At 45.3% G+C, this 15810-nt stretch carries 11 protein-coding genes; 8 read left to right on the top strand and 3 right to left on the bottom strand.

The features are described 5' to 3' along the window. Positions 1-151 precede the first annotated feature (151 nt). The 8 genes from AC1DFM_RS05475 (at position 152) to AC1DFM_RS05440 (ending at position 11793) form a co-directional block, all read left to right on the top strand. Complete coding sequence (locus AC1DFM_RS05475) at positions 152-946, top strand: hypothetical protein (protein ID WP_477075711.1); 795 nt, start codon at positions 152-154, stop codon at positions 944-946. Next, positions 913-2985: a ComEA family DNA-binding protein gene (locus tag AC1DFM_RS05470; protein ID WP_477075710.1), complete on the top strand. Its 2073-nt coding sequence runs from the start codon at positions 913-915 to the stop codon at positions 2983-2985. The genes AC1DFM_RS05475 and AC1DFM_RS05470 overlap by 34 nt, the downstream gene beginning before the upstream one ends. Positions 2986-3667: 682 nt before the next feature. Next, positions 3668-6868: a SusC/RagA family TonB-linked outer membrane protein gene (locus tag AC1DFM_RS05465; RefSeq protein WP_477075709.1), complete on the top strand. Its 3201-nt coding sequence runs from the start codon at positions 3668-3670 to the stop codon at positions 6866-6868. A gap of 21 nt (positions 6869-6889) precedes the next feature. Beyond that, a complete protein-coding gene (locus AC1DFM_RS05460; RefSeq protein WP_477075708.1) occupies positions 6890-8386 on the top strand; it encodes a SusD/RagB family nutrient-binding outer membrane lipoprotein in 1497 nt (498 codons plus the stop codon). A 27-nt stretch (positions 8387-8413) separates the two neighbouring features. Beyond that, a complete protein-coding gene (locus AC1DFM_RS05455) occupies positions 8414-8911 on the top strand; it encodes a lipid-binding protein (protein ID WP_477075707.1) in 498 nt (165 codons plus the stop codon). 82 nt (positions 8912-8993) lie between these two features. Then, positions 8994-9305 (top strand): DUF3467 domain-containing protein, encoded by a 312-nt coding sequence (locus AC1DFM_RS05450; protein WP_291917457.1) that lies wholly within the window; start codon positions 8994-8996, stop codon positions 9303-9305. Positions 9306-9315: 10 nt separating this feature from the next. Then, entirely contained in the window at positions 9316-10389 is a 1074-nt protein-coding gene (locus tag AC1DFM_RS05445; RefSeq protein WP_477075706.1) for an Ldh family oxidoreductase, read from the top strand. 81 nt (positions 10390-10470) lie between these two features. Then, positions 10471-11793 carry an aspartate kinase gene (locus AC1DFM_RS05440; protein WP_477075705.1) on the top strand — a complete coding sequence of 441 codons (1323 nt, stop codon included), beginning with the start codon at positions 10471-10473 and terminating at the stop codon, positions 11791-11793. 69 nt (positions 11794-11862) lie between these two features. Here AC1DFM_RS05440 and AC1DFM_RS05435 read toward each other — a convergent pair whose 3' ends face one another. Genes AC1DFM_RS05435 through AC1DFM_RS05425 form a run of 3 tightly spaced genes read right to left on the bottom strand, consistent with a single transcriptional unit; the run spans position 11863 to position 15797 of the window. After that, the gene (locus AC1DFM_RS05435) at positions 11863-12321 is read right to left on the bottom strand and encodes an RES family NAD+ phosphorylase (RefSeq protein ID WP_477075704.1); all 459 of its coding nucleotides are present in this window, start codon (positions 12319-12321) and stop codon (positions 11863-11865) included. A 26-nt stretch (positions 12322-12347) separates the two neighbouring features. Further along, positions 12348-12800 carry a type II RES/Xre toxin-antitoxin system antitoxin gene (gene parS, locus AC1DFM_RS05430; RefSeq protein WP_477075703.1) on the bottom strand — a complete coding sequence of 151 codons (453 nt, stop codon included), beginning with the start codon at positions 12798-12800 and terminating at the stop codon, positions 12348-12350. A gap of 42 nt (positions 12801-12842) precedes the next feature. Continuing rightward, the gene (locus AC1DFM_RS05425) at positions 12843-15797 is read right to left on the bottom strand and encodes a DNA polymerase III subunit alpha (protein ID WP_477075702.1); all 2955 of its coding nucleotides are present in this window, start codon (positions 15795-15797) and stop codon (positions 12843-12845) included. Positions 15798-15810 lie beyond the last annotated feature (13 nt).

Raw genomic sequence — 15810 nt, 5'->3', positions numbered from 1 at the left:
AGCTTTTTGCTTTCTGCTTTCTGCTTTTCGCTCTATTTATGTTTCATTAACAGATTGTCATTAAAGGGTACCTACCTTTGTTGTAGTGGATAGCCGTTAACCCAACTATTGTATGCTATCCGCTGCATTTATTGTTAAACGCAAATTCCGGATGAAACATTTCATGTTAACCCTTGTATCCACGTGGTGGATCTCCCTGTTATCTGCGCAATCTTTATTGCTGCCTATCGGCAAGAATGCCGGCATTGGCAGTTATAGCCGTCATTTTCAGCAGATCGTGTCGGTATGGAATCATCCTGCCGGATTATCGGATTTGCCGGTATTTAGCGCCGGTATTTATTCAGAGAACAGATTTTTATTGAAGGCGGCATCTTTATATGCGGTGATGATGGCGTTTCCTACGCCGGGTGGTACATTTGGCGGTAGCCTGGTGCGTTTGGGCAACAGTGCCTGGCATCAGCAGCAGCTGAGCGGCGCCTATGGCCGTAATCTCGGGCGTAGGGCTGGTATAGGCCTACAATTTAATTATGAATCTACTGCCGTGCAGGGTGCCGGTACTGCCAGCGCTTTGAGCGTTGATGCGGGGATATTGTGGCATTACAACGAGAGAGTGCATACCGGCCTGCAGGTGCGTAAAGGGAGTGGTAAAGAGGTGAGCTATAGTGGTGGCGCAGGTTTCGAAGCCTCCCGCGATTGCCTGCTAACGGCCATGGTTACCAGTACAGGTAGCATGACCAGTATAAAAGCAGCAGTTTATTATCGGCTGATCAGCGCCCTGGCACTGGAAATGGGCATAGCATCCGGGCCGGCTTATCATAATGCGGCCGTGATTTTTTATCTGCGCTCTCTGCGTATAGATATTGCCGCCGGCTTTCATCCACAACTAGGTATCACTCCTTCAACATCGCTGATATGGCAACCTGCTACGCCACCCGCTGCGGAATAATTTGCGGCGCGTTACTGTTGTATCTATGCAGGGCTGCCATGGCACAACAACAAGAGGAGTCACTGCCGGCAGTAATGGCCAATAACCTGGAACAAACAACCGCCGGCACGGAAGCGGTATCAGAAGACGATGCGCAATGGCAACGGCTAAATGCACTGACACGGCACCGCATATCCCTGAATACGGCGGACGAGGCGACCCTGCAATCGCTTGGCTTGTTAACGCCGCTACAGATCAGCTATTTCCTGCAGTATCGTTTGGTGTTGGGAGACCTGCTGAGCATCTATGAACTACAGGCCATCCCTGGTTTTGAACCGGAAGTGATCCGGCGCATACTCCCTTATGTCACAGTAGGAAACGACCTGGCGCCGCATTACACCATGCAAGACTATTTACATAAAGGTGACCATGCGGTGCTGCTGCGTTACGCACGTCCGCTGGAAAAAGCAAAAGGATACCAGCATACCGACAGCACCCAGCCTGCTTATATGGGAAGCCCCGAAAAACTGTTTATACGTTACCGTTATAACTTTCCCCGATACATCAGTTGGGGGGTGGTAATGGAGAAAGACGCCGGAGAAGCGCTTTTTAAAGGTGCGCAGCAACGGGGATTCGACTTCTACAGTGCTCATCTTTTTATCAGGAATGTTGGGAAGATAAAAGCATTGGCTTTGGGTGATTATACCGTTAATCTTGGACAAGGACTGTTGAGCTGGCAGGCGCAGGCCTATGGCAAGGGAGCCTCTGTGATGCAGATAAAACGGGAAGGGGAAGTGTTGCGGCCGTATACCTCTCCGGGCGAGTTTTATTTTTTCAGAGGCGCCGCTATCACACTGCAGCAGCGGCATTGGGAAGTAACTGCATTCGGGTCCTGGCGTAAACAGGATGCCAGCACGGATACACTGATGGAGGAGTTGGTAGCGGAAAGCGTGAACAGCAGCGGTTATCATCGCACGGCGGCTGAAATCAGCAAGCGAGGGAAGGTACAGGCAGGTATTGCCGGTGGAAATATCCGGTATGTAACGCATCGCTGGCAATTGGGTGGAAATGTGATTGGACAACGATTTACACCCGCCCTGCAGGAAAAGATCGCTCCTTATAATCAGTTCGACTTTCGTGGTCAGCAGTTGGTAGGTGGCAGTATTGACTATGCGGGCAGCTGGAAAAATGTGCATGTATTCGGTGAGCTGGCCGCCAGTGATAACGGAAAACTTGCCTTTGTACAAGGACTGCTCACCAGCATTGCGCCTGCCGCAGATGTTGCATTGCTATATCGTTACTATGATAAAGCTTATCAGTCCTTTTTTGCGAAAGGGTTCGGAGATAGTTACCGCACCCAGAATGAAACGGGCATATACATGGGACTCACACTGCGGATAAATGCCCGGTGTAAACTGGATGGGTATGCTGACTTCTTTCAATTTCCCTGGCTGAAATATCGTATTAATGCGCCTTCCGCCGGACAGGAGTTTTTCATGTCCGGGAGTTATGCCCTTAATAAAAGAATGACCTGGCAATGCCGTTATAGTTGTAGGCAGGGCGCCGAAAATGTATTGTTACCCGATAACCCGGTTAAAGCGCCGGAGGTAATAACGGCAACGCACATACGTATACAGTGGGATTGGCAACAGCACAAGCAATTCAACACAAAACTGCGATTGGAAAGCAGCCGATATCATACCGCTGCCATCACACAGCAGGGGTGGATGATGTATCTGGATGCAGGATATCATTTTAAGCGTTTACCCGTTTCCGTTAACGCACGCTTGTCGCGTTTTCAAACCAGTAGCTATGACGCACGTATTTATGCCACAGAAAGTAGTGTATTATATGAGAACGCTGTATCCCAGCTATATGGCCGCGGTTGGCAATATTACGGGAATGTAAAATGGAAAGTGAATCGTCGGCTTTCCGGCTGGTGGCGTTTTCATCAATCCATTTATCAGGATGCCGATCAGATAGGTAGTGGTAATGACAGGATCAAAGGCAACAAAAAAACAATGCTTCAATTTCAATGGCAATATCTGATAGGCAGGTAGAAAAATAGACGAATTAATCATCTTGATTATCAAACTATTGAATCGTCATCTTTACAGCCAGTTAAAAAAATGTTAACGAGATTGAGTACGGCATTCTTTTTTTTTCTAACTTGTGATAGTCAACCGAAATCTAAATCTAATTTGCTTTATGAGTGGAACCTTCTTTATGAGTAGTAGCTTGTGATTCAAGATAAATTGCATTCAACCTAAAGAATAGTACCCAATTAGCCACAATCACATTAGGATTCATCACATTAGCCTGGACTTCTACCAACACCTGGAATGTAATGCTCAGTAGCCTTTTCTGTAATAATATCTGAACCAGTCGTCAATAATAGATTAATTGTATTTCGCTTAATTTTTYGGAATACAAGATGAATATTTAAACAACCAAAATCTGAACTGTTTATGAAGAAAGGTAATTGTCCTTTTACATAGTCATACCGTGAGCCCATACGGTATATAATGTGCCCATATTTCCCTTTGTTGGGGAACAGGATATCTCATGATATTTAGTGATTGCATCAAAGGATGCGATATGGGATAGGTATGCTATTGCTTATGCGAGCAGCATGATGAAGCATCAGATAATATCTGGTGTAATAATCTGCTGTTGCCCAATAATAAGGCAACTTGTAAGACTCAATGTTTATTTCTTTTTCAACCAAAACCTGAATTATTTATGAAAAAGGTTCTACTCCTTTTTGCCGTGCTTATGGCACTTGTAAGCCTGGCCTATTCGCAGCAGCGAAAGGTTACAGGCACAGTCAAGGGAAATGATGGTAATCCCGTTCCATTTGCCACCATTCAGATAAAAGGTACTAACACCGGTACCACTGCAAACCCAAGTGGGGTGTTTCAGTTAAATGTCGCTGAGACAGGAACCGTGCTGGTCGTAAGAAGCGTTGGATTTAAAACGCGCGAAATTACGGTGGGGAGTGACAATGTACTCAGTATTGTGTTGGCATCCGACAACAAAAATTTACAGGAAATAGTAGTGACCGGTTTAGGACTGGTAAGAGAAAAGAAAACGGTAGGTTATGCTACCACCAGTTTTGCTACAGAGCAAATTAACAGAGTAGCACCTGTAAGTATGATGGATGGCTTGTCCGGTAAAATCGCCGGTGCTGAAATATCCACCATCAGCGGTTCTCCGGGCGCTTCCAACAAAGTTATCCTGCGCGGTTATTCTTCCTTGCAGGGAAATAACCAACCACTGTATGTGGTAGATGGGGTACCACTAAACAATGATCGTCCCGGATCCACAGATATCAAGGGTAGCAACATCACGGGTGGTTATGATTTTGGTAACAATGCTAATGATATTAACCCCAATGACATCGAAGCCATCAGTATTCTGAAGGGCGCCGCAGCTACCGCTATTTATGGTTCCAGGGCAGCCAGCGGCGTTGTATTAATCACCACTAAAAAAGGAAGAAGCGGTAAGCTGAAAGTCGATATAGCTTCTTCCGCAGACTATTCCAGGGTAGCAATGCTACCAACCATGCAGGAGCAATTCGGTCAGGGCTGGGGAGGTACTTTCATTCTGTCTGAAAACGGCAGCTGGGGACCTCGTTTAACCGGTGAAAACAAGAAGTGGGGTGCTACAGTTGATGGTGACCAACTATCCAAACCATTTTCTTTTGTGAAAAATAATGTACGTAATTACTTCACTACCGGAAAGGAATATAACAATACGGTAGCACTCAGCGGTGGTAATGAAACCTCTACCTTCCTGTTGTCATACGGTAATGTATATAGTGATGGAGTACTGCCTACAGATGCGGATTCTTACAAAAGAAATACATTTTCTGTCAGGGCTACTACCAAATATGGAAAATTCTCTGCGGCTGCTTCCTTCAATTACGTGAATAAAAATGCCAAGGCGCCATCTACACGTAGCGAGGCTGGTCTTGGTTCTTCACTGTTTGAAGATATTATCCAGATTCCCGTGGATATTAATATTTCTCAGTTTAAGGATTACAAAGGTAAATTCTACAACGTAGATAATTATTTCACTCCGTACGCAGAGAACCCTTATTATTCATTATATGAAAATGGGAACAATCTCAGGAGTAACCGGGTGTTCGGAAATATTTTCCTCAAGTATGGTATCAACGATTGGTTAAATGCTGAATGGCGTGTTGGTGCGGACCTCACCAACACCGGTTCGAATGCCTATAAAGCTAAGAACAGACCTACTGCCGGCAGCTGGAACGACGGTAACAACGTAGAAGGCTCTCAGCGTGCAGAAGACGTAGGTTATGTACGCGAGTATACCGATTACAGAGGTGAGTACAATTCCGACCTGATGCTCTCTGTTAATAAAAAATTATCATCAGATTTTACCCTCGATGGAGTAGTTGGTTTTAACCTGAACCAACGGGAAGGAAAGCTTTTCAATTCTGCCGTAAAAGGATTGACTATTCCGGGATTCTACGTGATTTCTAACTCGCCCAATGCACCTGTTTCTACTACACAGGAGTTTACACGCAGACTGTATGGTTTGTATGCACAGGCCACAGTTGGTTATCACGATTATCTGTTCCTGACAGTGAATGCCCGTAACGACTGGTCATCTACCTTACCAGACAAAAATAACAGCTACTTCTACCCGGCAGTAAATGCGGCCTTCATCTTATCTCAGGCATTAAAAATGGACCCCAGCGGAATTTCTTTTGCGAAACTGCGCGCCAGTTGGGGTAAAACAGGTAACGATGCTGGACCTTATCTGACTAAAACAGTTTTAAATACCGGAGAAATTATTTTGTTGCCTTTCGGGTCATTGTTGTTCCCATTCAATGGCATACCGGGGTATACAGTGGGTGATAATATTGGTAATCCTCAACTCAGTCCTGAAATCAGTTCAGAATACGAGGTTGGAGGTGAAGTGAAATTCTTCCATAATCGTCTGGGCTTCGATGTTGCTTTTTATAATAAGCTGACTACCGGACAAATCATTTCTGTACCGGTAACTCCCAGCTCTGGCTATTCCAGCATTACACAGAACTTTGGTAAAGTAAGGAATAAAGGGGTGGAATTGTCTATTAATCTGGTACCGGTAGAAACGAGGAATTTCAACTGGACCATGAATTATACCTTCTCCAAGAATAAGAATAGGGTAGAAGAGTTACCTGCCGGTTTAGAGCAAGTGGTACTGAATACCGCCTATGACGCTAAGTTTGTAGCACGTCAGGGCGATCCTTTGGGCGTATTCTATGCACCGGTAGCGGCTACTACAGCTGAAGGAAAGATCATTGTCGATGCAACAGGTTTACCAAAAGCAGCGCAAACAGATGGTTACTACGGTACTTCACAGCGCKACTTTACCATGGGTTTGGTGAATACCTGGCGCTATAAAGATTTTACACTGGGTTGCTCAATTGATTGGAGAAAAGGTGGCGTGTTCTATTCCGGTACCGCCGATCTGACTTACTTCGTTGGAAACGCGTATCAGACTACTATGAACGACAGAAGAGCGTTTGTAATACCCAATTCCGTGATCAATACCGGTACAGAACTTAAACCGGTATATGTAGAAAACACCACTCCAATTACAGACGATAACTACGATGCTTATTGGTATCATACTACCAACAAAGGATTTGCTTATCAACAACGCATCATCGACAAAACCTTCCTGAAGGTGCGTGATATTACGCTTTCCTACAGTTTGCCAACTGCTGCAGCGAGTAGAATTCATGCCAGCAACGTGCAACTGACATTATTTGCCCGTAATCTGTTTATCTGGACTCCTTCAGGTAATACTTTCATAGATCCGGAAGTATCTAACTATGGAAATGACCTGAGAAGTGAAATGGGTGAATTCAGGTCTATGCCTACCACTAAGTCGTATGGAGCTTCCCTGAGGGTTTCTTTCTAAAAATTTAAATTTTCTGGCATTATGAAAACGTATAGCAACAAATATTTACTCGGCCTGCTTGCAGTGGTAGTCTTCCTGGGGACTTCCTGCAAAAAGAACCTGGATATCAATAATGATCCCAATAATGCACCGCTGGATAAAGCATCGCCCTATGTATTATTTCCGCCCGCAACACTGGCTACGGTAGCAGGTATAGGAACGGAAGGGGCTGTGATAGGTGGTATATGGTCCCAGTATTGGACACAAAGCAATGCCTCTAACCAGTACAAAACCATTGATGCCTATAATATACAGCGTACAGATTATAATGCGCTTTACACGATGTTGTTCTCAGGCGCACTGGAAGATTATAGCGTGATGCTCAAATTATGCGATAGCCTGCATGATAATAATTTTGGTTTAATGGGTACAGTCATGAAAGCTTATACCTTTCAGGTATTGGTGGATCTGTACGACCAGGTGCCCTATCAGGAAGCATTTGGAGGACTATCACAACTGCAGCCTAAGTTTGACGACGGCTATAGCATTTACAAATGGTCGTTGGCGGATATTGACAAAGCATTAGGGAAAGATCTCACAGTAGCTATTTTGACAGAGAACCTGACCCGGGATATGATTTATAAGGGCGACATGAACAAATGGGTAAAGTTTGCCAACACGTTGAAATTAAAAATGTACCTGCGTATGGTCAACGCGAAACCAGCAGAAGCAGAAGCTGGTGTAAGAGCATTGATTGATGCCAACGCTCCGCTGTTGACCGATGTGGATGCCAATTTGAGCCTTTTTAAAGATGGTCCCGGACTGGATAATCCACTGTATGAAATGAATGTGAGAAACCTGAATACCACTACTAACATACGCGCCAGCAATACCTTTTTATTATGGCTGAAGAAGAATAAAGATAACCGGCTGACTAAAATCTTCAGAGCGCCGGGTGCTGCAGGTGGCGTGTATTATGGTATTAACCAGGGAGATTTCACCAGTTTGAACCCTATCTATAATGTATCCTGTTATTACAGGCAAACCCCTATAGATACGGCCTATCTCATTTCCCGTGCAGAAACCATGTTTATGCTGGCGGAAGTACAGGAACGTTACTACGGTGGTGCAAAAGCAAAACAATACTACGATGCAGGGGTAGCAGCTGCTTTCCAGCAGTATAAAATAGATATCAAAGATTCGTCCTATCTGAAAGCTGGCGGGGCCTATGAATACCCTGCAGCGGGTACTTTCGCCCAGAAACTGGAAGCAATCATTACGCAGAAATGGGCTTCCTTCCCAGGCAACCATACATTGGAAGGCTTCTTTGAACAAAACAGAACGGGTTATCCAAAGTACAGCACGGTATATTCTACCGATCCTTCTTATGTGCCGGGTCAGCTGGTATACTCCCGTAACGGTGTTACCGGTGCCGGTAAGTTTCCAAAACGATTGGTATTCCCGGATGTTGAAAGAAGTAGAAATAAGAATACACCTGCCGAAGTACCTATTTATCAAAAAGTATGGTGGGCGCTATAACTGTATACGGATCTAAAATTATGTACCATGACAACAAATAAGTATAAAAGATATTTCGTCGGCGCTTTGATGATCGCTGCATTGACAATTGCTTCTTCCTGCAAAAAAGAGTTGCCTGATATACCTAATATGCAGGTGGAGAAACTGGCAGGTACCTGGTGGGTTACCAGACAACTGAATGGTGTTCCGGGCGACCATGTGAAGATCAACACCTTCAATACCGCTAATGATAACGGAAAAGAGATGTGGGTGCAGGATCTGGGTCTTGGATTTACAGACGATTTCAAGGCCAGGGTGAACGTAAATCTCGGAGATCTGTCCTTTACTGCTACAAATTCCCCGGATGCCAATAGTACGGCTACTGTTACCATTACTGCCGGAAAGGTATTTCCCGGTCAGGGAAAGTCCAAAAGCGGACGTGTAACAGACAGTATTTATATGGAAGTACAGGTGTCTACAGACCCTGGAAAGAAGTACGTGGTGTCCGGCACCTTACGCACAAAGTTTGATGATGATGATTACTAAAAGCCGATAATCGGCGGTTTCTAAAAAAAGAGGACTCATTTGAGTCCTCTTTTTCTATTTTTGTACGGCAAAAACGTACAACATGGAAAATCAGGAAGAACAGAATCAGCTTAATATAGAGCTGAATGAAGAAATCGCCGAAGGTCAATATGCGAATCTTGCGATCATCACTCATTCTAATGCCGAATTTGTGGTAGACTTTGTGAATGTGATGCCAGGTCTGCCTAAGGCAAAGGTTAAATCCCGCATTATACTCACCCCACAGCATGCCAAGCGTTTTATGAAAGCGATGCTGGATAATATCAAAAAATACGAATCTATACATGGCCCCATTCAGGATCAGGAACAGGTTTCCGTTCCATTGAATTTTGGTGGTCCTACCGCTCAGGCTTAATTCTCATCAGATGGAACATATTTTTTCTTATCATCATTTGAGAGAATTCACCAAAGAGGTGTTTATCCATATGGGATGTAGCCTCGAGCATGCTGCCCTGGCCAGTGAAGTACTGGTGTCGGCTGATTTGCGTGGTATAGATTCTCATGGAATAGCCCGTTTATCGGGCTATGTTCGTTTATGGGAGGCAAAGCGGATCAACGCCCGTCCAGATATTCGGATAGTACATGAAACGCCCAGCACCGCCGTAATTGACGGCGATGCCGGCCTGGGACTGGTGGTGGCGCCTTTTGCGATGGAAATAGCCATGCAGAAAGCGGCAGCAGTAGGTACAGGTTGGGTGAGCGTAAAAAACTCCAATCACTTTGGTATTGCCGGCTATCATGCCATGATGGCGCTGGAAAAGGACATGATCGGAATGGCCATGACTAATGCCAGTCCGCTGGTAGCCCCTACCTTCTCCATCGAACGCATGTTAGGAACCAATCCTATTGCGGTAGCGATTCCAGCCAAACAACAGCCGGCTTTTGTAGCTGATTTTGCTACAACCACTGCTGCCAATGGCAAATTGGAAATCCTGCAACGCAAAAATGAGGAAGCCCCTTATGGTTGGATACAGGATAAAGAAGGCAACCCCAGTAAAAATCCTCATGAACTCAAAAGTGGTGGAGCCTTGTTGCCATTAGGCGGCGACAGAGATCATGGAAGCMACAAGGGATATTGCCTGGGAGCTATTGTGGATATATTTTCGGCCGTTCTTTCCGGTGCCAATTATGGCCCGTGGGCGCCTCCATTTGTGAGCTTTTTGCCATTGGCTCCGGACCCGGTAGGGGAAGGGCTGGGGCATTTCTTCGGCGCAATGCGGGTAGACGCCTTCCGCCCGGCAGATGAATTTAAGCAGCATATGGATACCTGGATCAGCCGCTTCAGAGCAGCAGAGCCGGTAGCCGGAAAAAAAGTATTGATACCCGGAGATCCGGAAAGAGAAATGCAGCACGAACGGCTGGAAAAGGGAATTCCTGTAATAGCCCCTGTGGTAAAGGATATGAAAGAAGTGGCTGCAAAATTTAATTTGAATTTTTAAATCATAATCGTTCATAAAAAAACGCCAGGAATAAAGCCGATGCTGGATTTCAGGTAGCTAAAGCAAAAACAAAACATTCAGATGAAAGTGTTAAAATTTGGTGGAACCTCCGTGGGAAAACCAGAGCGTATGCAGTCGGTAGCGCAACTGATCACAGCCGATAACGATCAGAAAATTGTGGTTCTGTCTGCACTGTCAGGCACTACAAATGCGCTGGTGGAAATTAGTCAGTCACTATCAGAAGGTAAAAAAGAACAGGCGAAACAGCAGATAGATAAGCTTGAGAGCCACTACCGCAACTTTTGTGATGAACTGGTGAAACAGGACGCCGGCCGCGCCAATGCCAAAGCGATTGTTGATGAACACTTCGAATTTCTGAATATCATCCTGAAAATCTCTTTCAATGAAGCGCTGAATAAAGATATCCTGGCACAAGGGGAGTTATTATCTACCCGTTTGTTCTGCGTTTATCTGGAAGAAGCAAACATTCCAGCGGTATTATTACCCGCGCTGGACTTCATGAGTATCGATGAATACGAAGAACCGGAAATTCCTAAAATAAAAATTAAACTGGCCACCCTTACCAGCCAGCATAAAGACAAGCGCATATTTATCACTCAGGGATACATTTGCCGCAATGCGCGTGGCGAAGTAGATAACCTGAAACGTGGAGGTAGTGACTACTCCGCTTCCCTGATAGGTGCCGCGATACAAGCCAGCGAAGTGCAGATCTGGACAGACATCGATGGTATGCACAATAATGATCCGCGGGTGGTGAAAAAAACGTTCCCCATCGAACAGCTTTCTTTTGATGAAGCGGCGGAGCTGGCTTACTTCGGTGCTAAGATCCTCCACCCGGCTTCTATCTGGCCAGCGCAGCATTTCAACATCCCGGTGAAATTGCTGAATACCATGCAACCAGATGCCAAAGGCACCATTATTACGGAGCTGCCTAATGGCAATGGTGTAAAAGCCATCGCGGCAAAAGATGGCATTATCGCCATTAAAATCAAATCCAGCCGTATGTTGCTGGCATATGGTTTCCTCCGCAAGATTTTTGAAATATTCGAGAAATATCGCACACCTATAGATATGATCACTACTTCTGAAGTAGCAGTATCTGTGACAATCGATAACCAGCAATACCTTGATCAGATCCTGAAAGAACTGCAGCCGTTTGGTACGGTGGAACTGGATTACCACCAGACAATCGTATCAATTGTAGGTAACGAAGTGGCTGCAACACCTTCTATTATCACCAAATTATTTGATGCCATTGAAGAAATTCCTTTGCGCATGATTTCCTATGGTGGCAGCCGGCATAATATCTCTATCCTGATCAATGGTCAGTATAAAGAGAAAACATTGCAGGTGCTGAATAAAGGATTGTTCGGCCTGGAATAGCGATATAAAAAGTTATAAAACAAAATGCCACGGAGATATTCCGTGGCATTTTGTTTTATAACTGATCCTTTATTTTTTTAGTCGTTGATCAAAAATAAAGGGTTGTGTATTGGAAATGGTAATGGCCGCTGCATCTGGATGAAGCGGATTTATCAGGTAATTATTTTCATCTGCGATGATAACGGAAGGAATTCTTAATACGGCATATCTGGTGGTATCGGCCCATTCATCACCAATGGCTTGCAGCGTTGGATCAGGAGCAAGCGATTGCCAGCCGGAAGGCAGGTCATGCTTGGTCAATACTTTAATAGCGATGTTGTCGGGAATATGGATGGTAGCAATGCAGAAGTCCTGGATAATATTTTTCAGCGGAACGTGTACCAGCACTTCGAGGGCGGCTAATGCCCTGCTGCCCGCGGTATACACAATAGAATGTCCCGGACTGTTCCAGCGTCCACCGTATAAACGCGCACCTGTTCCACTCAGATCATTGATGTAAGCGCACTTACTGATCCTGTATACTTCCATGTTGAGGGTTTCGTTAGTTAGTTTGATTATGCGAAGATGCCGTGTTCGATGCGTCCCAGTTCATCCTGGATCAGTTGGAACCCGAAAGTAGTATCCAACAGCGAAATCGGGGTTTGATAATTAAATGCTGGCAATGGTGTTCTCATCCATTCCTTGAAATTTTCCAGTTGCCCGAATACTTCGGTGCCGCGTTGATAGAGCTGAGACAGCAATATAGCCCGCTCAGACGTATCGGCAGAGAGTTTCGCATCATCTGCATAACGCTGTAATGTTCTTTCAGACACATGTACTACCTGCGCCAGCTCTGATAAAGAAAAAGATAGCTGCCTGCTCAGGTTTAACAATGCCTGCTTAATAATTCCACTACGGGAAAGTTGTATAAAATCAAAATAGCCGCTACCGGCACTGAAAGCCGCTCCAGGTGCTTCTACTATAAGCAACGCATTTTCCTGTACGCGGTACCCTTTTACGTGTTTCATAATACCCGACATTTGTCGCAAAAATACAACAATTTGTCGGTTTTAAGGCTTTTTATCTTCAAAATACCCAATCTTCCACATTCTATTGATTTCCAGCGTCACTACATCATGTTCCTGGGCAACCTTTCCCTGTAAAACATAAAAACCACCTTTTTGAAAAGGAAATTGACGCAAACTGTCAGGAAAATGAACTGTATCTATGAAAGTACCTTCTCTGTCCAGGAAGGTCCCAAAGCACATGGGTTCCCCCTTGCTGCTGCGTAAAAACTTAGTAGTTACCAGGTAGCCGAGGGTGGTAACCGGTAATCCCACGTGTTTTCCGAACTCACGGGCAGGCATATACGTATTTTGCTGATGTTGCAGTACACTAAAGGGCGATTGCAGGGGAAAGCCCAACAGGTCTATTTCATCAAAAGCATCTTCATGTGCATGATAGGCCAGGGTGGGCAATTCACAGTCAACCGTGGCAGGGCCAAACAGTGGTAATGCCTGGGTTTGCGTAGTTTTGTTTTTTACAAGCAAACTGCTCTTCCACAACAATTCTTTTTTGGTGTGCCCGGTAAAATGGAAACAACCAATACGAATCAATATTTCCAGCTGCTCTGGCCCCGGCGCAATACGGAGGGTGAAATCTTCCAGGTCAACAAAGGGTCCATACAATTTCCGGTTCTCCAATATTCTTTCTGTGAGTAGTTGTTCCAGTCCTTCTACATGAATGAATCCTACATACACCTCCTGTGCTTTGATATTGGTATAGTAGTCACTGTTGTTAATACAGGGTGGATGCAGGTTTACACCGGTTTTCTGCAGTTCGCGGAAATATAGTTCCCGGTTGTAAAAGCCGCCGAAGTTGTTAATAACGGCCACCATAAATTCTGCCGGGAAATAAGTTTTCAGGTACAGGCTCTGATAACTTTCCACCGCGAAGCTGGCGGAGTGGGCCTTCGAAAAAGAGAAACTGGCAAAGCTGGCAATTTGCCGCCATACTTCTTCTGCAATATGCCTGGGATGTCCTCTCTCTTCACAGTTAGCCAGGAAACGGTTTGCTATTTGGGCAAGTTGATCTGAATCACGGTATTTCCCACCCATGGCGCGACGCAGCGTATCCGCATCAGCCAGTTCCAGCCCGGCAAACCGATGCGCCACTTTAATCACATCTTCCTGATATACCATGATACCAAAAGTTTCTTTCAGTAATTCTTCAATCACCGGGTGGAGGTATACCACTTTCTCAGGATGGCGGTAACGCTCTACATATTCTTTCATCATGCCGGATTGAGCTACCCCCGGGCGAATAATCGAACTGGCCGCTACGAGCGACAGGTAATTATCGCAACGTAACTTCAGCAACAGCTGCCGCATAGCCGGTGATTCGATATAAAAACAACCAATGGTATTAACGGTAGACAGATTATTTTTTACCCGGGTATCTATCTGGAATGCTTTCACATTGTGAATGTCGATATGCACATGCCGGTTTTCGCGGATAATATCAATCGCATCCCGGATATGTCCCAGTCCACGCTGGCTGAGGATATCAAACTTATAGAGCCCGACCCTTTCGGCCTGCCACATATCCAGTTGGGCCGTCACAAAGCCTTTCGGCGGGAGGTAGGTAGTGCAGTAATGATGGATAGGAGCGTCACTGATCAATATGCCGCCAGCATGAATGCTCAGGTGATTCGGGAAAGCAGGTTTTCTGTCCATCAGATCGCAATAGTGGGCTATTTTCCGATGAATCTCTTCATTGTCTAACTGCAGCTGAAAGCCGTTTTCCAATATTTTATCGATCTCTTTTTTGGGAAGTCCGTATACCTTGCCCAGTTCCCGGATAATGGCGTTGGTCTGAAATGTAGTGACTGTACCAAGTAGCGCGGTATACTCTTTTCCGTAGGTATCAAAAACATATTGAATCACCTGGTCGCGGTCGCGCCAGGAAAAGTCGATATCAAAATCCGGCGGAGAACTGCGGGAAGGGTTAAGAAACCGTTCAAAGTATAAATCCAGTTCTATAGGATCTACATCAGTAATTTTTATGCAGTAGGCAATAATAGAATTGGCGCCGCTGCCGCGTCCTACATAGAAAAATCCCTGTTCCTGTGCGTATCGCACAATATCCCAGGTAATCAGGAAGTAGGCTTCAAAATCCATTTGCGCCACAATGGCCAATTCTTTTTCAATTCGTCGCAGGGCTTCTTCGTGATCGTCGCCATAGCGATAGTACATGCCTGCCAGCGCCAGTTCCCGTAGTTTGGCGCGATCGCCTTCCACGCTTCCGGTAAAATGTTTTTTATTGCGGGTAAGGTGGGGAGAAAAGGTCATTTCTACCTGACAGTTTTCCATGACTTCCAGGGTATTTTGCACAATATGTGGGTAGTCGGAAAAGTGTTCCACCAGTTTGGCCGGATGCATAAATTGTTCTGCCGGATGGCCAGTCATAGCAGGTGTTAGCTGTGAAATCAGGATATTTTGATCTATTGCCCGTAGCAGGCGATGCAGTTCAAAATATTCCGCATCCTGGAAAGTTACCGGTTGCAGTATCACCAGTTTATTGCGAAGAGCGAGTGTATTTGTTCGGAATAATTTATTTCGTTCCCAGGGTTTTACCCCTATTAGTTCATGTGCGGCTAATGTAGTGGGATCGCGGGTTCCCCATCCATAAATGGCGTAGGTATGGGGAATAACAGGTGCCTGATCAGGAAATGGAATTTCTTGTTGCAGCTGTTGGGATAAAAAATGGTGGATGCCATACCAACCTTCCTGGTTGCGTGCCAGCAACAGGTATTTGAAGTCGTTTCCGTTCCTGCATTCCAGTCCCAGTATGGGTTTAATGTCATTTTGCCGGCAAAGTTCCACAAACTCCCATGCATCGGAAGTGATGTTGATATTCGTGAGCGCCAGCGTCCTGATACCCAGCTCAAACGCTTTTTTTACGAGCATTTCTGCGTGCATGGTGCCATAGCGCAGGCTGAAAAATGTTTTGCAGTTTAAGTACATAGTCGAACGGGTG

Source organism: Chitinophaga sp. 05T412 (assembly GCF_056396465.1).
The sequence above is the reverse complement of the archived record's forward strand: the minus strand, read 5'-3'. Positions and strand labels throughout refer to the sequence as shown.